Source organism: Simplicispira suum (assembly GCF_003008595.1).
Lineage (GTDB): Bacteria > Pseudomonadota > Gammaproteobacteria > Burkholderiales > Burkholderiaceae_C > Simplicispira > Simplicispira suum.
This window is the reverse complement of the sequence record NZ_CP027669.1, coordinates 1,105,027-1,122,708: the sequence shown is the minus strand read 5'-3', so window position 1 is coordinate 1,122,708 and position 17,682 is coordinate 1,105,027. Positions and strand designations below refer to the sequence as shown.

The 17,682-nt window shown below is 65.6% G+C and carries 17 protein-coding genes and 1 pseudogene; 7 read left to right on the top strand and 11 right to left on the bottom strand.

Features of this window, described 5'->3' with window-relative positions:
- Positions 1-78 precede the first annotated feature (78 nt).
- Both C6571_RS05290 and C6571_RS05285 read left to right on the top strand, forming a co-directional pair.
- The gene (locus C6571_RS05290) at positions 79-900 is read left to right on the top strand and encodes a PhaM family polyhydroxyalkanoate granule multifunctional regulatory protein (protein WP_106445768.1); all 822 of its coding nucleotides are present in this window, start codon (positions 79-81) and stop codon (positions 898-900) included.
- A gap of 52 nt (positions 901-952) precedes the next feature.
- Positions 953-2,185: an FIST signal transduction protein gene (locus tag C6571_RS05285; RefSeq protein ID WP_106445767.1), complete on the top strand. Its 1,233-nt coding sequence runs from the start codon at positions 953-955 to the stop codon at positions 2,183-2,185.
- Between the two features lie 60 nt (positions 2,186-2,245).
- Here C6571_RS05285 and C6571_RS05280 read toward each other — a convergent pair whose 3' ends face one another.
- Positions 2,246-2,767 (bottom strand): YXWGXW repeat-containing protein, encoded by a 522-nt coding sequence (locus C6571_RS05280; protein WP_106445766.1) that lies wholly within the window; start codon positions 2,765-2,767, stop codon positions 2,246-2,248.
- A gap of 233 nt (positions 2,768-3,000) precedes the next feature.
- On the opposite strand from C6571_RS05280, the gene C6571_RS05275 reads away from it, so the two are divergent.
- Positions 3,001-3,912, top strand: a complete 912-nt coding sequence (locus tag C6571_RS05275) for a hypothetical protein (RefSeq protein WP_146139304.1) — start codon at positions 3,001-3,003, stop codon at positions 3,910-3,912.
- A gap of 47 nt (positions 3,913-3,959) precedes the next feature.
- Here the strand turns inward: C6571_RS05275 and C6571_RS05270 are convergent, their stop codons facing one another.
- A complete protein-coding gene (locus C6571_RS05270) occupies positions 3,960-5,141 on the bottom strand; it encodes a saccharopine dehydrogenase family protein (protein WP_106445764.1) in 1,182 nt (393 codons plus the stop codon).
- A 196-nt stretch (positions 5,142-5,337) separates the two neighbouring features.
- Here C6571_RS05270 and C6571_RS05265 point away from each other — a divergent pair, with 196 nt between their 5' ends.
- Positions 5,338-6,453, top strand: coding sequence for a zinc ribbon domain-containing protein (locus tag C6571_RS05265; protein WP_106445763.1), 1,116 nt, complete (start codon positions 5,338-5,340; stop codon positions 6,451-6,453).
- Positions 6,454-6,466: 13 nt separating this feature from the next.
- Here the strand turns inward: C6571_RS05265 and C6571_RS05260 are convergent, their stop codons facing one another.
- The gene (locus C6571_RS05260) at positions 6,467-6,982 is read right to left on the bottom strand and encodes a hypothetical protein (RefSeq protein WP_170094684.1); all 516 of its coding nucleotides are present in this window, start codon (positions 6,980-6,982) and stop codon (positions 6,467-6,469) included.
- Between the two features lie 31 nt (positions 6,983-7,013).
- Positions 7,014-8,186: a tRNA guanosine(34) transglycosylase Tgt gene (gene tgt, locus C6571_RS05255; RefSeq protein ID WP_106445762.1), complete on the bottom strand. Its 1,173-nt coding sequence runs from the start codon at positions 8,184-8,186 to the stop codon at positions 7,014-7,016.
- Between the two features lie 305 nt (positions 8,187-8,491).
- On the opposite strand from tgt, the gene C6571_RS05250 reads away from it, so the two are divergent.
- Complete coding sequence (locus C6571_RS05250; RefSeq protein WP_106445761.1) at positions 8,492-8,998, top strand: universal stress protein; 507 nt, start codon at positions 8,492-8,494, stop codon at positions 8,996-8,998.
- A 39-nt stretch (positions 8,999-9,037) separates the two neighbouring features.
- Here the strand turns inward: C6571_RS05250 and C6571_RS05245 are convergent, their stop codons facing one another.
- The 7 genes and pseudogenes from C6571_RS05245 to merT form a co-directional block, all read right to left on the bottom strand.
- Entirely contained in the window at positions 9,038-9,424 is a 387-nt protein-coding gene (locus tag C6571_RS05245; RefSeq protein WP_106445760.1) for a hypothetical protein, read from the bottom strand.
- A 323-nt stretch (positions 9,425-9,747) separates the two neighbouring features.
- Complete coding sequence (locus C6571_RS05240) at positions 9,748-10,941, bottom strand: phospholipase A (RefSeq protein WP_106448059.1); 1,194 nt, start codon at positions 10,939-10,941, stop codon at positions 9,748-9,750.
- Positions 10,942-11,172: 231 nt separating this feature from the next.
- The gene (locus C6571_RS05235) at positions 11,173-13,242 is read right to left on the bottom strand and encodes an ATP-dependent helicase (protein ID WP_106445759.1); all 2,070 of its coding nucleotides are present in this window, start codon (positions 13,240-13,242) and stop codon (positions 11,173-11,175) included.
- Positions 13,243-13,386: 144 nt separating this feature from the next.
- The gene (locus C6571_RS05230; RefSeq protein ID WP_211300695.1) at positions 13,387-13,632 is read right to left on the bottom strand and encodes an SHOCT domain-containing protein; all 246 of its coding nucleotides are present in this window, start codon (positions 13,630-13,632) and stop codon (positions 13,387-13,389) included.
- Between the two features lie 54 nt (positions 13,633-13,686).
- Positions 13,687-15,078: pseudogene (gene merA, locus C6571_RS05225) on the bottom strand (mercury(II) reductase); the annotation flags it as partial.
- A 103-nt stretch (positions 15,079-15,181) separates the two neighbouring features.
- The gene (merP, locus tag C6571_RS05220; protein WP_106445757.1) at positions 15,182-15,463 is read right to left on the bottom strand and encodes a mercury resistance system periplasmic binding protein MerP; all 282 of its coding nucleotides are present in this window, start codon (positions 15,461-15,463) and stop codon (positions 15,182-15,184) included.
- A 177-nt stretch (positions 15,464-15,640) separates the two neighbouring features.
- Complete coding sequence (gene merT, locus C6571_RS05215) at positions 15,641-15,991, bottom strand: mercuric ion transporter MerT (RefSeq protein ID WP_106445756.1); 351 nt, start codon at positions 15,989-15,991, stop codon at positions 15,641-15,643.
- A gap of 71 nt (positions 15,992-16,062) precedes the next feature.
- Here merT and merR point away from each other — a divergent pair, with 71 nt between their 5' ends.
- Together merR and C6571_RS05205 are read left to right on the top strand one after the other, a co-directional pair.
- Complete coding sequence (gene merR, locus C6571_RS05210) at positions 16,063-16,488, top strand: Hg(II)-responsive transcriptional regulator (protein ID WP_106445755.1); 426 nt, start codon at positions 16,063-16,065, stop codon at positions 16,486-16,488.
- A gap of 235 nt (positions 16,489-16,723) precedes the next feature.
- Positions 16,724-17,677, top strand: a complete 954-nt coding sequence (locus C6571_RS05205) for an AEC family transporter (protein WP_106448057.1) — start codon at positions 16,724-16,726, stop codon at positions 17,675-17,677.
- The last annotated feature ends 5 nt before the right edge of the window (positions 17,678-17,682 follow it).

The window sequence follows — 17,682 nt, the reverse complement described above, 5'->3', positions numbered from 1 at the left end:
TGCAGGCAAGCCCCACAGCGGTGGCGCATTGGAGTAAGCTGTCCGCACCCCTTTTCTCCACCCACAGCGGAAGCAACCATGAGCGATTCAACCCCCTTTGGTTTAGGCAAATTCGTCCCCGGCTTTGATTTTCTGCAAGGCCTGGCCAAGGGAGCTGCGGGAGGCATTCCGCAACTGCCCCAACTGTCCAACTGGGTGGCGCCTACCATCAGCGTCGAAGAGCTGGACAAGCGCGTTGAAGAACTCAAGGCCGTGCAGTTCTGGTTGGAACAGAACTCGCGCGCCCTGGCTGCCACCATCCAGGCGCTGGAGGTGCAAAAAATGACCCTGGTCACACTCAAGGGCATGAACTTCAGCATGGGCGACGTGGCCAATGCATTCAAACTCAAGACGGCCGATACCGTGATGGGCGGCGTGCACAAGGCGGGCGAGGGCATGGCCCAGGCCGCGCACCTGGTGGGCGGTGTGGCGTCCCGCGCGGCGGACTTGGCCCGGCCTGCGGCAGAAGAGGGGGCACCTGCCGAACGCAAATCGGCGCAAGGCAAGGCACCCGAAGGCAAAGCCAAAGGCAAGGCGGCGCCTACCAGCGTCATTGACCCGATGCAGTGGTGGGGCGCACTGACGCAGCAGTTCCAGCAGATTGCCAGCTCTGCCATGAAAGACGCTGCGCGCCAGACGGCGATGGACGCCACCCGCAACCTGGCCGCCGGTCTGGCCAAGGACGCTCTGAAGACCGCCACGGGCCGCGCCAAAGCCGCCGCCAGTCCAAAGACTGCAGCGAAGAAAACCGCTGCGGCCAAGAAAACCGCTGCGGCCAAGAAAACCGCTGCCGCGAAGAACACGAGCAAGGCTGCCGCAAAGAAGGCGGCGCCGCGCAAAACCAGCCCCAAAAAACGCTGAGTTTGCCGGCGCAAACGGTCCGTACGCGCCGTGCAATCTGGGCGGCACTGTCATGAAACTGTTTCCAACCGGCCACGCCACCCATCCGCAGGCACGCATGGCGGCCTTGATGGCGCTGGCCCAGGTGCGCGCGCAAATGAGCGCGCCGGGCTATGCCTCGGCGCCCACGCTCGGCCTGCTCTACATCAGCGACCATTACGTTGACGACGCTCAGGAAGTGCTCGACCTGCTGGGCGCTGAACTGCCCGAAATCACCGATTGGAGCGGCACTGTGGGTGTCGGTGTGTGCGGCGGCAGTGCCGAGTACTTCGATCAGCCCGCGCTCGCACTCATGCTGCTGGAGTTGCCGTCCGACCAGTACCGCGTGTTCTCCGGCGTGGCGCCGCTGCCGCGCAGTGGGGCGGGCGGGTTTTCGGCCAAGACGGCTCTGGTCCATGCCGATGGCACTGCGCCCGACGTGGCCGCGCTGGTGGCAGAGCTGGCCGACCGCACGGCCAGCGGCTATCTTTTTGGGGGCCTGGCCGCCAGCCGCAGCACCAGCGTGCAGTTTGCCGTGGGAGGGGACGGCAATCTCGCTGGACAGGGGGCTGCGAGCGGGGTGTTTGCGGGCGGCCTCTCGGGCGTCGCGTTTGGCGCTGGCGTGGCACTCATCTCGCGCGTCACGCAAGGCTGCCAGCCCGTCGGACCGGTGCACCGCATCACGGAGGCTGCCGACAATGTGGTGCTGGCGCTGGACGACGAGCCGGCTCTGGAGCGCTTGCTCAACATACTGGAGGTATCGCTCACTGCGGACCCGCAGCACGCCATCGAGCGCGTGCGCGTAACGCTTGCCGGTCTGATGGACGACGAGCGCCCAGGACCTGCGACTGCTTTGCGCAGCACCGGCCATTTTGGCGCTGAAACGCGCGTGCGGCACATTGTCGGGCTCGATGGCACACGCCACGGCGTGGCGCTTGCAGAGCATGTGGAGAGTGGCATGCGCCTGGCGTTCTGCCAGCGCAACGTGCAGGCGGCACGCGCCGATCTGGTGCGCATCTGCGCCGAAATTCGTGAAGAGCTGGCGCCTGAAGGCGCGGCGCCCACCCACGCCATCGCAGGCGCGCTCTACGTGAGCTGCTCAGGCCGCGGCGGTCGGCATTTTGGAGGGGACAGCGCCGAGCTGCGCATCGTGCAGCATGCCCTGGGCGACGTACCACTGGTCGGCTTTTTTGCCGGGGGTGAGATCGCGCACGCCAACATTTATGGCTACACCGGCGTGCTGACGGTGTTTCTCGCGGAGCTGTAGCGCGAAAAAGGGCCCCAACCATGCGGTTGGAACCCTTGTCGAATCAGCATGGCGTCAAACTTAATTGCGACGTGGATTGTTCGGATGCTTGTCCTTGCGGTTGCGCACCCCGTCGCCATCGCGATCGCGGTCCCGGTCGTTGCGCAGACCATCGCCATCCATGTCGCGGTCGTATCGGTTGCGAATGCCGTCGTGGTCACTGTCTCGCATGCCTGGCCCGCGCCGATGATCCCAATTGCCACGCCTTTGATCCCAACCGCCGCGTTCAAAGCGCCAGTCGCCGTCGCGCTGCACCCAGTGCGGTTGGCGGTACATGTAGCCGGCCCGTGCCTTGGTCCAATAGCCGTCGATCCAGCGGTAGCGTGTGCCGCGCCATTCCCAATGACCCTCCACCCAGACGTGGCCGTGCCGCATTCCTGGTCGTGTCACCACGCGTGGCGGCGGTGGAGGAGGCAGGTTGCGGTATTCGATCGTGGGACCGGATTGAATGATCACGGTGCCTTGGGTCGCGGCCTGCGCGGGTGCCAGACTCGTAAAGGCAAGGGCGGCCGCAGCGGCAACGATGGCGAGTGGACGGTGCATAGATGTTCTCCTCAAGTACGGCTCACTGGAAGCCAATATCGCCATGATGTGGCCTGTTTGTCAAATGCCTGTAGGCAACGAGTGAAGTTGTGTGTAGGCGGGTGACGGGATGAAGCGGGGGCGGCAGTGCAAGTCAAACGCGCGTCAGTCCGACACGCGTTTTCGGCCCATAGGCACTACCATGAGCTTGGCGCGCATCCTGCACGTCCCAAATGTCCAAGGAGGAGACCAAGATGGCCACCAGCATCACCCAGGCAAAGCCACTGTTGACTGCCGCCGAGCTTGAACTGTTCGACAACAGCCGTGCCGACCCGATCAAGCAGTTTTCGGTCAAGCAACTGGCAGGCAAGGAAAAGCGATGCCGCACGCTGCGCGACAAATACCGCGATCTGTACCGCCGCCAGACCGTGGCCCTGCGCGGCAAGGCCAAAGGAGGCGCGCAATCGGCCCAAGACGCCAATGCACGCACCCAGCGCAAGGCCGAAATCATGCAGGAGATGCTGGAGCGCTTTGAGGCACGCAGCAGCCTGCTGATCGCGCGCGAGGCGCGTGAACAACCGGCTGCAGCCGCTCCGGTGCGCGCCAGGCCGGCGCCGGGCAAGCGCCTTGTGAAGCCGGCCGCAAAGGCGGCAGCAAAAGTGCCCGCCAAGGCGACCAAGGTCTCCGCCAAGCCAGTCAGAAAAAGTGCGGCCCGTGGGAGCTCCGCGGCGACGCCGGCCAAGCCAAGCGCAAGCAAGGCGCCTGCTACAGGCAAAGTCCGCGCCGCACCAGCGAAGAAGGGCGCGGCAGCTGGAGGCGCAAAGAGTCCGTTCCCGACATCCGCCAACCCACCCAAGGCGCGCAAGCCGAAAGCGCCGGAACAGGCACTCAGCGCCGTCGCCAACCTGCAGCAGGCCAGCGACGACGCTCCGCACATCGACCACCTGAATGGAACGGACCCGACGCCGCGCTCGAACAAGGCGCCATCCAAGCGTGCGCCCACCTACGGCGGCAAGGCCCGCGCGCCGGACGTCAATGCGCCGCTCGACATGGTGGCGTCGGCCCAGCGGGGCAATCCGGTACGTGCCATGCCCGGCAACATTGCGATCCAGGGCCACGTCAGCTCCAACGTGCGCCGCGTCCAAGGCAAGCGCGACAGCCGCTGAGGCGCAGCAGCCGCAGCACCACCCACGGGGGCGGGTGTGCCCGTGCTTCAGTGCGGCGCTTCCTCCACTGAAAACGTCAGCCCGGCGTGGGCCTGCAGCCGGTCGATGAGCGGCTGGCCCAGTGCCGGCGCAGGCGTCCAGATGCCACCCGGCGTGTGGGTCGCGTCCTGCAGCAGGCACGCGGCGGCCTCGGCAATCATTTTCGACGTCGATCCGTAGCCCGGATCGCGGTCTCCCTGGACCGCCACGCGCAGGAGCTGGCCCTGGGCATCTTCGCCCAGGAACAGCACGTCATAGGAACCCGCTTCACGCTCCTCGCGCGACGGGCCTTCGCCCGGCTGGGGACCGCCGTCGGAGCCGAGCGATTTGTCGGCGGCCACCGCGTTGGCAATTGCCTCGCCCTTCTCGCCGACACCGGTCACCAGCATCTCGTCGTACACGAAATCGGCGCCGTAGCTGTGCCCCAGCAAAAAGTTGGAGCGGTGCACGTTGCGCGTGTTGATGGCGGCCATCACGAACGGCGCCACCCACAGGCCCAGCGCCTCATCCACCATGGGCTTGCTGCCCGTTGGCTGGCGCGGCCCCTGGAAGCCCGGCGTGAGCGAGAAGGGGTTGCGCAGCAGATCCAGCACGCCAGGGTCGGCGGCGGCTGCTGCCAGGGTGGCCTTCAGGCTGGCTGCAGTGCCGCCCGAGAAGGTGCCCTTCATCTTGCGCACGCGTCCGCGCACGCGGCTGGCAGGGTGGCCAAAGCGCGAGCGCATCTCGTTTTGCAGCATCCAGACGCCCATGTCGAACGGAATGGAGTCGAACCCGCAAGAGAACACGATGCGCGCGCCGCTGGCCTTGGCCGCAGCTTCGTGCGCGTCGATCATCTGGCGCATCCAGGCCGGCTCGCCGCAGAGATCGACATAGTCCACGCCTGCCGCCGCGCAGGCGGCCACCAGTTCGCTGCCGTAGAGCTGGTAAGGCCCCACGGTGGTCAGCACCAGCCGGGTTTGTGCCATCAGCGCCTGCAGACTGGCGGGGTCCCGGCTGTCGGTGACTACCAACGGCGTATCGGCGGGCGCGCCGATGGCATCGCGCACCGACGCGAGCTTGTCTGCGCTGCGCCCGCCCATGGCCCAGCGCAGACCGCTGCCCGCCGGGTAGCGCTGCAGCAGATACTCCACCACCAGCCGGCCAGTGAAGCCGGTGGCGCCGTGAACGACAAGATCAAAAGCTTTGGGCATGGAAGAGGTCCTTGGAGTGCAATCGCAGCATTGTGAAAGCGCGACCCGAGCCTTCCTGTCGCGCATGCGAAGGACCTTCTGCGGCTGAGCGGGATGTACACCAAAGCCGAAAAAAGGAATGAAAATAGCCACTAGCGCTTGCACACGTTGCGCAAGCAGCTATAAAAAACATAGTATTTGAATCGAGGAGAACGAAATGAGCAAATCCTTGCGCCTGTCCGAAAAATGGTTTCGTCGCGGCCTCTGGCTGGTGGCGCTGGTGTTTGCCAGCTTTCTGATTGGTCTAGGCGGAACCCTGGTGGGCGACTTGCCCAAGGTCGAACAGCCGCTGGAGCTCGACGACTTTCTGGCCAACCGCGCTGCCGCCGAAAGGCTGCGTGCCGAGTTGCGCAGCGAAGAAGCCGCAGCCGAGGCCGCCAACACCGCACTGGCCCAAGCGCGCCTGCAGCTGAGCAAGGCGCGCAGCGAGACACGTACCCAGCGCGAGGGCTTTAGCAACTGGCTGGCCACCCGCAGCGTGACCGAGCGCTCCGAGCAAGACCCCGAAGTGATTGCCCGCACCCGCGCGCTCGACGCCCAGCAGCGCGCCGAACAGGCACAACAGCGCGCGGTGCAAGCGCAGCAGCAGGCCGCGCTGGACGCTCGGCAATCTGCTGCGGAAAAACAAAAGCAGCTGAGCAGCATGGAAGCCGACGCCCGCATCCGGCTGGGCGAGGAGATGCGCAAGGTGGAAATGCGCGTTTTCCTCTACCGCCTGGCGCTGACGCTGCCGCTGCTCGCCATCGCCGGCTGGCTATTCGTCAAAAAGCGCAAGGGAACCTACTGGCCTTTCGTCTGGGGTTTTATCTTCTTTGCGCTGTTCGCCTTCTTCGTCGAACTGGTTCCCTACCTGCCGAGCTACGGTGGCTACGTGCGCTACATCGTGGGCATTGCGGTCACCGCCATCGTGGGACGCTACGCCATCCTGGCCCTCAATCGCTACCTGGAACGGCAAAAACTGGCCGAAGCCTTGCCGGACCAGGAGCGCCGCAAGGAGCTGAGCTACGACGTTGCGCTGGCGCGCCTGGCCAAAAGCGTCTGCCCCGGCTGCGAGCGTCCGGTCGACCTCAAGAACGAGCAGATCGACTTCTGTCCGCACTGCGGCATCGGCCTGTTTGACCGCTGCGGCGCCTGCGGCACGCGCAAGAGTGCGTTTGCGAAGTTCTGCCATGCCTGCGGAGCCGTTGCTGGCCGTGCTGCGGCCATTGCTCCTGCGCCGGGGGTAGCGGCCCCCGTGTCCCCGGCACAACCAGCGTCGCTGACTCCTGACTGAAGCGTTCGGCTGCTCAACGCAGACCGGTGCGCCGCCACCAGCGCCGCGCGCGGCGCCGCAGCACCCGTGCCGCTCGCCAGGGCCAGGATGCGCGGGCGCGGGCCAGCAGCGCCGTCTTCAACGCAATCCAGCGAACGTAAAAGATGGCAAACCACGCCAGGCGCATCAGCGCCGGTTGCGTCAAGGTGAAGAGGCGCGCCACCACGGCCGTGCCGACGATTTTTGCCGCTATCACCACCGCTGCACCCAGCAGCACCTGACCGTTCCCGATCGCCCACAGCGCCAGCAGCTTGATCGGCAGCAGCAAGAGCGTGGGCACGCCAAACGCCGCCAGCGCCGCCCAGGGCGGCAGCGCGCGCACCCGGCCTTCCACCCAGCGCAGGCCCGGCCAGCGGCCCAGGCGCGCCAGCAGGCGTTGCAGCGGCTCCCAGCCCCATTCCTCGAACAGCACCAGCAGGGCCAGCAGCCAGACGGCCAGGGTGCGCAGGCCGGCAAGCAGCCATCGCAACGGAGGGGGTGCGCGTGTCATGCAGGCCAGTGCGTCGGCATGGCCGCGTTTTTCAGACCCCGCGCGCCCGATCGGCTTTGAACTGCGCCCGAAACTGGGCGAACTGCCCCGCATCCAGTGCGCTCCGCACTTCGCGCATCAGGTTCAGGTAGTAGTGCAGGTTGTGAATGGTGGTCAGCATGGGGCCGAGCATTTCGCCGCAGCGGTCCAGGTGGTGCAGGTAGGCGCGACTGAAACCGCCGCGACCGCCCGCGTCCCAGGCGACGCCGGAGCTGCCCGCGCACGCGTGGCAGGTGCAAGTGGTGTCGAGCGGCTGGTGGTCGGTTTTGTGCCGGGCGTTGCGGATCTTCAGATCGCCAAAGCGCGTGAACAGCGTGCCGTTGCGTGCGTTGCGGGTTGGCATGACGCAGTCGAACATGTCGACGCCGTCGGCCACGCCCTGCACCAGGTCTTCGGGCGTGCCCACGCCCATCAGGTAGCGCGGCTTGTGCGCGGGCAGGCGGTGCGGCGTGTGCGCCATGATCTGCAGCATCTGCTCCTTGGGCTCGCCCACGCTGACGCCGCCAATCGCGTAGCCGGGGAAATCCATGGCCACCAGTGCGTCGAGCGACTCCTGGCGCAGGTTTTCAAACATGCCGCCCTGCACGATGCCAAAGAGCGCATTGGGGTTTTGCAGCCGGGCAAACGCGTCCTGGCTGCGGCGTGCCCAGCGCAGGCTCATTTCCATGGACTGCCGCGCTTCGCTTTCGGTGGTGATGTGTCCCTTGGTCTCGTACGGCGTGCACTCATCGAGCTGCATGGCGATGTCGCTGTTGAGCGTGGTCTGGATCTGCATGCTCACCTCGGGCGACATGAAGAGCTTGTCGCCGTTGACGGGAGACGCAAAGTGCACGCCTTCTTCGGTGATCTTGCGCATGGCGCCCAGGCTCCAGACCTGAAAGCCGCCCGAGTCGGTCAGGATGGGCTTGTGCCACTGCTCGAACGCGTGCAAGCCACCAAAGCTTTGCATCACGTCCTGGCCCGGACGCATCCACAGGTGAAAGGTGTTGCCGAGGATGATTTGCGCGCCCATGTCGTGCAGGCTTTGCGGCATCACGCCCTTGACGGTGCCGTAGGTTCCAACAGGCATGAACACGGGTGTTTGCACTACGCCGTGGTTGAGGGTCATCGCCGCGCGGCGCGCGTGGCTGGTGGGGTCGGTGGTGAGGAGTTCAAACTTCAGCATGGCGGGGATTGTCACCCTAGAAGCGGCAGTTGGATGCACCCGCCCGTGCCGCGATGGGCGGGCCAGGCAAGGCGCGAGGACGCCGCGCACTCTTGTGCGCAAGGAGGCGCAACGCCGTGTGGTGCGGCCAGCGCGGTGCTGGTGGGTGTGTAGGGCTGTTCACCTCCTGGGTGGGCGCGCCAACGAAGCCAACAACGCCAGCCACCATGCGCTTGCCCAGACGACAACAAGCGGTCAACGGCCGTTTCCAGGGTCAGAGCGCTCGCCGCTACACTGGCTGAATCGCCCTAAGAAAGAAGCACGATATGCCCAAGATTTTGATTGCTGTGGATGGCTCAGCCCTCTCGCTCGACGCGGTGCACCATGCGCTGGCACTGGTGGATTCGGGCCTGCGCGCCGAGTTTGTGCTGGCCAATGTGCAGGAGCCGGCCTCGCTGTACGAGCTGGTGGTTTCGCGCGATCCGGACCGCATCGCCGCCGCCAGCCTGGAGGCCGGTGCCCACCTGATGGCCAGTGCGCGCGCGCTGCTGGATGCGGCGGGTCTGAGCTACGAGACAGAAATTGGCATTGGTGACCCGGCGCACACGCTGGTGGACCTGATCGAGAGCACGGGGAGCGACATGGCCATCGTTGGCGCCCGGGGGCAGGGAGCGATCCGCAGTGCACTGCTGGGCTCAGTCTCGCAGGCGCTGGTGCACGCAAGCCCGGTGCCGGTGACCATCGTGCGCCATGCACCAGACGCTGCGCAGGCGCAGGACGTGCTGGAAAGCGACAGCGGGGCGGATGTACTGGAAAACTTTCGCGGCGCTTGATCGGGATCAGCGCCGCAGAGCGCCCTAGATCGCAGAAGTTCAGGCGGCGCGGCGCGCAGCGTCGGGTGTGCGCTGCAGCTTGCCGTGGGGCAAGGTGGCCAAGCGCTTGAACATGCGGCGGCAGTAGCCGGTGATCCACAAGCACTTGTTCAGTTCGTCCACCGGCAGCGGGCCAGACACCACCACCAGATCATTGGCCACAGCCTGCGCTCCGGCAGCGCGCAGGCGCCGGCGCGTGTGGTTGGCCCAGGACTGGATGCGCACCGGACTGCCGTGCTGGTGCACTTCGCCGGTGTGGGCGTCAAAGGCAATCGCCACGGTGTCGGTCTTGAGCTTGAAGCGGCGCTCGCCAGTGACGGCGCTGGGCGCATCGCGCATGTCGTACAGGTAGTAACTGCCGGCTTTGAGCTGGTATTGCATGTCCATCGGGGGCTCCTCTTATCGACATTGTCGAGGGTGCAAGGAGCCGGCAATGGCCAAAAAACGCTGCGAAAGTTGCCTTGTTCAGGCGCCCGCCGGACGGGGCCATGCCGGTTTCGGTGCGCGTGCCATTGTGGCGGCGTCTCGGCGCGATGGCGCAGAACTTGAGGGCAATGTCGTAACGAGTTGTGATCGGACGCTGCTGACCGCCTTGCGCGTTCGTCAACAGCACACAACACTGGCGCGGCCCCAGGCGTGGGACGCCGAGCAAGGGCCGCCCCGCAGCGAGAGCGGGGGGAAGGCGCGCAGCGCCTCAGGGGGTGCCCCTGTTAGAAATCCACCAGACTCAAGCCCACCGTGAACACCGTGCGCTTGCGGTTGTAGTCAATCAGGCTGTCGCCGTAGCCCGAAAACAGCTGCGTGTGCAGGCGCAGGTTGCTCTTGCCGCCGCCCAGGCCCGTACCCAGCGCCTGCAGCCATTCCAGGCGTGCCGAGCCGCGCGCATTGCGGGCCAGCGAACTGCGCAGCGTCAGGCCCAGGGTGTTGTCCTGGTTGACGTTCCAGAAAGCCGAAATTTCGCCGCGGCCGATGTAGTCGCTGATGCCGGGGTTGTCGTCGCTGCTGGCGTCTTCGGAGATGCGCTTCCAGATTTTGGCCTGAACGCGCCAGCGGTTGTCCAATTCCATGCCGGTCATCAGGTAGGCGCGGTTCCAGCTGCGCGACAGCGGTTCGCTCTGGCCGTTGGACTGGTGGTTGAGACCAATGCCGCTGTAGCGCCAGCGCCAGCCAAAGGGTAGTTTGGCGTCCGTTGGATAGACATACATCACCTCGGGCTCGTGGTCGGTGGCGCGGAAGGGGCGCGAAATGTCGCCCGTGAACACCTGCCAATACGACTGCTGGGTGTAGCCAAACCACAGCGAGTCGCGCCGCGTCGGGTCGCCTTGGGTCAGCAGGTTCTGCGCGACCTTGGTGCGCACCGACAGCTGCAGGCGCGCTTCGGTGCGGCGGTACGGCGTGGGATCGGTGGAAGGCACGCCCGCCGCGCCGGGGTAGCGGTTGACGTTGCTGGCCGCTACCAGCGAAGCGTTGATCGGCCGGTAGCCGCGAAAGCTGAAACTGCCGCAATCGGTGCCCGATTCAAGCTCCCAGAAGCGTGAGGTCTCGCTGTACTGCGGGTCGCGGCAGCCTTCGGTGCGGGCCACTTCGATCACGCGGGTGGCGGGCAGGGTGGTGTCCACCTGGGCTTTCGGGGCGACTGCCGTCTGGCTGGGGGTTGCAGTGCCGTCAGCCGCCACCGGCGTGCCCAGCGACTGCTGCTGCGCCCAGCCGTCAAAGCAGGCCAGGCGGGCGTTGGAGTCGGCCGTCATGGCTGCGCAATCACGCCAGGCCGCGTCGGGGGCGCTGGCGCCGGGTGCAGTGGGCGAGCCATTCTGGGCCAGCGCGGGGGCACTGGCCGTCAGGGCGAGCACCAGCCAGGCGCAGGCGCGGGCGGCGGGATGGGGGGCAAAGGCGGAGAGGGTCATGGACATGCCAGAGAAAGTAAGGAGAGTGCGGGCCGCAATGGGAATGCACGAATTGTTGGCTTCGCGCGGCGTGGGGACTGTGGGAGTGGGCCGTGAGCGCCGGTTTGTCATGGCACAGAGCCTGCCCAGCCAGATCAAAATTTCAAGTGTTTTTGGCCTCTAGCGCTTATTCAGAAAGCGCGAGCAGCTATTGTTTTCGAAGTCTTTGATTGTTGTATATGTACAACGCTCTCAGGCAGTCGTTCCAGGCGCTGCCGCCACCTTGCGCGCAAATTCGGCCCGCAGCGCCTTGAGCTTCTCGCGCGGGTCTTCGCGTGCCGTAGTGGCGGAGAGCGCCATTTCGGCAATAAAGCGGCTGGGCTGCGCGGCCACCATTTCGCGGCCCTTTTTGCGCTTCTTGGTCCAGCTCACGGCCAGCGTGCGCTGGGCGCGGGTGATGCCCACGTACATCAGGCGGCGCTCTTCCTGCAGGCGGGCGGTGGTCTCGTCGCTGACCTTGAGTTGCCGCCCGCCGTCGTCGTCCAGCTTGAAAGGCAACATGCCCTCGGTGACGCCCGCCAGGAGTACGTGTGGCCACTCCAGGCCCTTGGAGGCGTGCAAGGTCGAGAGCGTGACCACGTCCTGGTCTTTTTCTCGGTCCGACAGGGTCGAGAGCAGGGCGATGGTTTGCGCCACTTCCAGCAGGCTTTTGGCCTCCTGTGTGACCACGCTGCCCGCCGTATCGTCTGCCTGACCGCCCGCGCGCTGGGCCATCCAGTCGCAGAACTCGAGCACGTTGGTCCAGCGGGCGGCAGCCACCTTCTCGCTGTCTTCGCCGTCGTAGAGGTGCTTTTCGTAGTCGATTTCTTTCAGCCAGTCGGCCAGAAATGCGCGAGCATTTTCCGCTCCCAGCGTCTGGCGGGCGCGGTATTCCAGGTCGTTCACATAGCGGCCAAACTCGTTCAGCCCGTCTTGCGCGCGCCGCGGAAGGGCGGCGGGCAGCATGGGCGAGAACAGGGCGGCAAACAGGCTGAGCTTGTGCTGCGTGGCGAAAGTGCCCAAAGCTCCCAGCGTGGTGTGGCCAATGCCGCGTTTCGGGCTGGTAATCGCCCGCACAAAGGCCGGGTCGTCGTCCTGGTTGATCCACAGCCGGAACCAGGCGCACAGGTCGCGGATTTCCGCCCGGTCAAAAAAGCTGGTGCCGCCCGAGACTTTGTAGGGAATGCTCGCGCGCCGCAGTGCCTTCTCGAACGGCTTGGCCTGGTGGTTCGCGCGGTACAGGATGGCAAAGCTCTTCCATTCTGGCGGCGGGTTGGCGGCGGCGCGCAGGCTCTGGATGCGCGCCACGGCACGCTCGGCCTCGTGTTCCTCGCTGTCGGCATCGACCACGCGCACCGGCTCGCCCTCGCCCAGTTCGCTGAACAAGGTCTTGGGATACAGCTTGGGGTTCGGGCCAATCACGTTGTTGGCGGCACGCAGTATGGCGCTGGTAGAGCGGTAGTTTTGCTCCAGCTTCACCACCTGCAGCGCGGGGTAGTCGAGCGGCAGGCGTTTGAGGTTGTCCAGCGTCGCGCCGCGCCAGCCGTAAATGCTTTGGTCGTCGTCGCCTACGGCGGTCATGTGGCCACGCTCGCCGATCAGCAGTTTGAGCAGTTCGTACTGCGTGGCGTTGGTGTCCTGGTACTCGTCCACCAGCACATGGCCGAGCTGGCGCTGCCACTTCTCGCGCACCTCGGGGAAGTCGCGCAGGAGTTTCAGCGGCAGGCCGATCAAATCGTCGAAGTCCACGCTCTGGTACGCCGTCAACCGCTCTTCGTAGCGCAGCATCAGCAGGGCCATGCTGCGCTCGTGGTCGTCCTTGGCCTGCGCCAGCGCCTGCTCGCCCGTGAGGCCCATGTTCTTCCACAGGCTGATGGTCCATTGCCACTGGCGCGCGGTGGCGGCGTCGGTGCTGCCGCCGGCCGCGTCCTTCAGGATGCTGGTGACGTCGTCGCTGTCCAGGATGCTGAATTGCGGTTTCAGGCCGAGCAACTTCCCGTCCTCGCGCACCAGGCGCACGCCGAGCGAGTGGAAGGTGCAGATCAGCACGTCTTTCGCCGGCCGCCCGATGAGGCCCCTGGCGCGCTCGCGCATTTCGGCGGCGGCCTTGTTGGTGAAGGTGATGGCGGCAATCGCCTTGGGAGCCATGCCGCCCTCGATCAGGTGCGCAATCTTGTGCGTGATGACCCGCGTCTTGCCCGAGCCCGCGCCGGCCAGCACCAGGCAGGGGCCGTCGGTGTAGTGGACTGCACGCAGTTGGGCGAGGTTGAGGCCGGAGGACATGGGGAATGTGGGACTGCGCTGCGGCACCAGGACAGGCGCGCAGGGGCAATGGAAGCCGTGTGGGAGCGGTGGATGATAACGAGCACGACCAAGCGCGCCCCCAGCGTGGTGACCGGCGGGCCGCGCCACGCGAGTCGGTTGGCCTCAACTGCCGAGGTCGCGCTTCTTCTGCTCGTACTCCTCGCGTTGAATTTCGCCAGCGGCGTAGCGTTCCTGCAAGATGTCCAGCGCCGTTTTCTGCTGCCGCCGGTCGCCTCTTCCACCGGAGCCGAGCATTCGTCCAACCAGCACGATCAGCACGACGAGGACCAGCACCCAGAAGAGCGCCATCCCGATCATGCCGAATCCCATTCCGGCCCAGCCTTGCCCGTTCATCATGTTGGTCCACATTGCCGTTCTCCTTGTGAAGACCTTGCAAATCTGTTCTGGTGGCGCCTTGCCGATTCACCCAGCGCAGCAGGAGAGCTCTTTCACGTCCTTGCTGAAGGTCTGCGCCGCGAGTTTCAGCCCCTCGACCATCGTCAGGTAGGGGAACAACTGATCGGCCAACTGCTGCACCGTCATCCGGTTGTGGATGGCAAGCGCTGCAGTCTGAATCAGCTCGCCCGCGTCTGGGGCCACCGCCTGTACACCGATGAGCCGCCCGCTGCCGGCCTCAGTCACCAGCTTGATGAAGCCGCGGGTGTCAAAGTTGGCAAGCGCACGCGGTACGTTGTCCAGCGTGAGCAGGCGGCTGTCGGTGGCGATGCCGTCGCGATGCGCTTGCGCCTCGCTGCGCCCCACGGTGGCAACCTGCGGATCGGTGAACACGACCGCCGGCATCGCGGCCAGATCGATGGCAGCGTCCCCGCCTGTCATATTGATGGCCGCGCGGGTACCAGCGGCGGCGGCCACATAGACGAATTGCGGCAAGTCCGTGCAGTCGCCAGCGGCATAAATGTGCGGCGCACTGGTGCGCATGCCTGTGTCGATGGCGATGGCGCCCTGCGCATCGATGGCCACGCCGGCCGCTTCCAAGGCCAGGCGGCGCGTGTTTGGTGTCCGGCCGGTAGCGACCAGCAGCTTGTCGGCGTGGATTGCACCGCGCCCCGTGGTCAGCACGAAGGCACCGCGCGCATGGCCCACCTGACTGGCCTGCGTGTGTTCCAGCACCTCAATGCCTTCGGCACGCAAGGCGGCGGTGATGGCCTCGCCAATGGCCGGCTCTTCGCGCAAGAACAGGGTGTTGCGCGCCAGGATCGTGACCTGGCTACCCAGTCTGGCGAAGGCTTGCGCCAGTTCCAGCGCCACGACCGACGATCCGATCACGGCCAGGCGTTCGGGAATGGTGTCGCTGATGAGAGCCTCGGTCGAAGTCCAGTAGGGGGACTCTTTCAAGCCTGGAATCGGTGGCACGGCCGGGCGGGCACCCGTGGCGATCAGGCAGCGGTCGAAGGCCACGGCGCGCTCGCCGCCAGCGTTCAAACGGACGACCAGGCTTTGCGCGTCCTGGAAGCGCGCTTCCCCATGCAGCACCGTGATGGCCGGGTTGCGGGCCAGGATGTCTTCGTACTTGGCGTGGCGCAGCGCGTCCACGCGGGCCTGCTGCTGGGCCAGCAGCTTGCTGCGATCTATCGCAGGCAGCGTTGCCGCGATACCGCCGTCGAAGGGGCTGGCGCGGCGCAGATGCGCAACATGGGCGGCGCGGATCATGATCTTGGAGGGTACGCAGCCGGTATTGACGCAAGTGCCGCCGAGGGTGCCGCGCTCGATCAGCGTCACCCGCGCGCCTTGCTCGACGGCCTTCAGCGCTGCCGCCATGGCGGCGCCGCCGCTCCCAATGACGGCGATATGCAAACCGCCGCCCTCAATCCGATCTGGATTTTTTGTCATTGCTTCGTCCCATTGAGTTTCGGGGCACTGCGGGACTCGGCTTGGCGTTTTCTCCGGATGGCGCAGGTCATTTCGCCACGGAAGATGGATAACCCGCGTTTTCCGTTGCCTGGGTCAACTTCTGGATGTCGGTCTTGGCATCGTCGAAGGTCACGACAACTTCACGCTTTTCTAAGGCCACGGCCACCTGGCTTACGCCCTCGACCTTGGAAAGCGCCTTCTTGACCGTGATCGGGCAGGCGGCGCAGGTCATGCCGGGCACGGCCAACGTGACGGTATTGGCAGCAGCCCACACCGGGGCGGCGGCAACGACAGCGACGAGCGCGACGGGTGCAAACAGTCTTTTCATGGCGAACTCCGGTTAGGGCAATGCTGAACAAGTCCCTCGCGCGTCGCGCATCCGTGCTTCGGGTGGTCTGCAGCGTTGCAAATCCTCGCCATAGCTGCGGCTATGGCTGCGGTTTTCGCCTTGCATCCCATCCCGACGCACGGCGCGCGCCATCGCTGCGACTTGTTCAACATCGCCTTAGTAAAACAAAGGCAGCACGTAGGGAAAGCCGAACGCGACCACGACCAGCAGGGACACGATCCAGAAAAGGAGCTTGTAGGCACCGCGCACCCTTGGAATCGCGCAAACATCTCCCGGTTGGCAGGCTTGCTGCGGGTGGTAGATCCGCCGCCAGGCGAAGAACAGCGCCACCAGCGCCGCACCGATGAAGAGCGGCCGATACGGTTCCAGCACGGTTAGATTCCCGATCCACGCGCCACTGAAGCCCAGGGTGATCAGCACCAGCGGCCCCAGGCAGCAGGTCGAGGCCAGAATGGCGGCCAGCCCGCCGGCAAAGAGCGCGCCGCGCCCGTTTTGCGGTTCAGACATGTGCTTGTCCTTGTGTATTTGGAGGGGATAGCGCAAGCTTACTTCCGTAGTTATGTACGGAGTCAAGCGCTATGCCAAGCATTTCCGAGAATCTGACCATTGGCGTTTTTGCCAAGGCTTCCGGGGTCCATGTGGAGACCATCCGGTTCTATCAGCGCAAGGGACTGTTACCCGAGCCAGAAAAGCCCCTTGGCAGCATTCGCCGGTATGGTCAGGCGGATGTCACGCGGGTGCGCTTTGTGAAATCGGCCCAGCGACTGGGATTTGGTTTGGACGAGATCGCAGAACTGCTGCGGCTGGACGATGGCACCCACTGCGAAGAAGCCAGTAGCCTGGCGGAACACAAGCTCAAGGACGTGCGCGAGAAGATGGCCGACCTGGCACGCATTGAGGCGGTGCTGTCCGAGCTTGTGTCCGCCTGCCATCTGCGGAAGGGCAATGTGTCCTGTCCGCTGATCGCGTCGCTGCAGAGCAGTGCAAGCCCGGCAATGCCTTAGCACCTGTGAACAGGCCCTAGCTGACCGATGTCTTCTGTTTCGTGCGCTTTGCGCATCCCGTGCTGCGTTCCTTTGAGCGTCTGTGGCCGCCCGGCGCCGATGCGGCCGTAGCGCCGCTCGTCCGTTGCAGATAATGCTGCTTGGATGCAGCACGCCGCTGCAGTTTTTCTGGCTGAAATTCCCTTCCAATGCAGGTTGGGGCCGTTTCCAACGCAGGTCACTGCCAACACCGCCCGTGCTCGACGTCCTGCTCATCACCTTCCCCTTTTTCGCCCTGGTGCTCGCCGGCTACCTGGCGGTGCGCGCCGGCCTGCTTCCGCTGCCGGCCATTCCGGGGCTCAACGCCTTTGTGCTGTTCTTTGCGCTGCCTTGCCTGCTGTACCGTTTTGGCGCCCAGACGCCGATTGCCCAGCTCCTCGACCCGGCCGTGGCCGGCGTGTACACCCTTTGCGCGGTGCTGATGGTGGGCGGCACCGTGCTGGCCACGCGCGGCCCGCGCACCAACTGGAACGACGCGGCCTTTGGCGCGCTGGTGGCGGCGTTTCCCAACACCGGCTTCATGGGCGTACCGCTGCTGGTCGCCCTGCTGGGCGCGGCGGCGGCGGGGCCGGCCATCGTCACCATCATGATCGACATGGTGCTGACCACCTCGCTGTGCATTGCGCTCTCGCAGCTCGACGGCGCCGGCACGCACGGCATGGCGGTGGCGCTGAAGAAGGCCTTGCGCGGCATGTTGACCAACCCCATGCCCTGGTCGATTGCGCTGGGCGCCGTGGCTTCGGCCGCAGCGTGGAAGCTGCCTGGCCCCGTGGACAAGACCATCGCCATGCTGGCCGATGCCGCTTCGCCGGTGGCGCTGTTCACGATTGGCGCCGTGCTGGCGCGCTCGCAGATGAATCAGCACGAGCGCGTGCTGGCGCGCGACTACGTGCCCGTGGCTCTGGCCAAGCTGTTCGTGCACCCGCTGCTGGTATGGCTGGCGGGGCGCAGCGCCATCGCTGTGGGTGTGCCGCTCGACCCCTTTGCCTTCACCGTGCTGGTGCTGCTGGCGGCGTTGCCCAGCGCCAGCAATGTCTCGCTGCTGGCCGAGCGCTTTGGCGCGCACAACGGGCGCATTGCCCGCATCATTCTGGTTTCGACGGCGCTGGCGTTCCTGAGCTTTTCGGGGGCGGTGGCGTTGCTCACTTGAATGCT

Excerpts from the sequence above, each read along its gene's own strand:
- C6571_RS05285 (WP_106445767.1), top strand. The coding sequence starts at position 953 with ATGAAACTGTTTCCAACCGGCCACGCCACCCATCCGCAGGCACGCATG.
- C6571_RS05270 (WP_106445764.1), bottom strand. The coding sequence starts at position 5,141 with ATGCCCAAAGCTTTTGATCTTGTCGTTCACGGCGCCACCGGCTTCACT.
- C6571_RS05235 (WP_106445759.1), bottom strand. The coding sequence starts at position 13,242 with ATGTCCTCCGGCCTCAACCTCGCCCAACTGCGTGCAGTCCACTACACC.
- C6571_RS05240 (WP_106448059.1), bottom strand. The coding sequence starts at position 10,941 with ATGACCCTCTCCGCCTTTGCCCCCCATCCCGCCGCCCGCGCCTGCGCC.
- C6571_RS05250 (WP_106445761.1), top strand. The coding sequence starts at position 8,492 with ATGCCCAAGATTTTGATTGCTGTGGATGGCTCAGCCCTCTCGCTCGAC.
- C6571_RS05245 (WP_106445760.1), bottom strand. The coding sequence starts at position 9,424 with ATGGACATGCAATACCAGCTCAAAGCCGGCAGTTACTACCTGTACGAC.
- C6571_RS05275 (WP_146139304.1), top strand. The coding sequence starts at position 3,001 with ATGGCCACCAGCATCACCCAGGCAAAGCCACTGTTGACTGCCGCCGAG.
- merT (WP_106445756.1), bottom strand. The coding sequence starts at position 15,991 with ATGTCTGAACCGCAAAACGGGCGCGGCGCGCTCTTTGCCGGCGGGCTG.
- C6571_RS05280 (WP_106445766.1), bottom strand. The coding sequence starts at position 2,767 with ATGCACCGTCCACTCGCCATCGTTGCCGCTGCGGCCGCCCTTGCCTTT.
- C6571_RS05230 (WP_211300695.1), bottom strand. The coding sequence starts at position 13,632 with ATGTGGACCAACATGATGAACGGGCAAGGCTGGGCCGGAATGGGATTC.
- C6571_RS05290 (WP_106445768.1), top strand. The coding sequence starts at position 79 with ATGAGCGATTCAACCCCCTTTGGTTTAGGCAAATTCGTCCCCGGCTTT.
- C6571_RS05260 (WP_170094684.1), bottom strand. The coding sequence starts at position 6,982 with ATGACACGCGCACCCCCTCCGTTGCGATGGCTGCTTGCCGGCCTGCGC.
- merP (WP_106445757.1), bottom strand. The coding sequence starts at position 15,463 with ATGAAAAGACTGTTTGCACCCGTCGCGCTCGTCGCTGTCGTTGCCGCC.
- merR (WP_106445755.1), top strand. The coding sequence starts at position 16,063 with ATGCCAAGCATTTCCGAGAATCTGACCATTGGCGTTTTTGCCAAGGCT.
- tgt (WP_106445762.1), bottom strand. The coding sequence starts at position 8,186 with ATGCTGAAGTTTGAACTCCTCACCACCGACCCCACCAGCCACGCGCGC.
- C6571_RS05265 (WP_106445763.1), top strand. The coding sequence starts at position 5,338 with ATGAGCAAATCCTTGCGCCTGTCCGAAAAATGGTTTCGTCGCGGCCTC.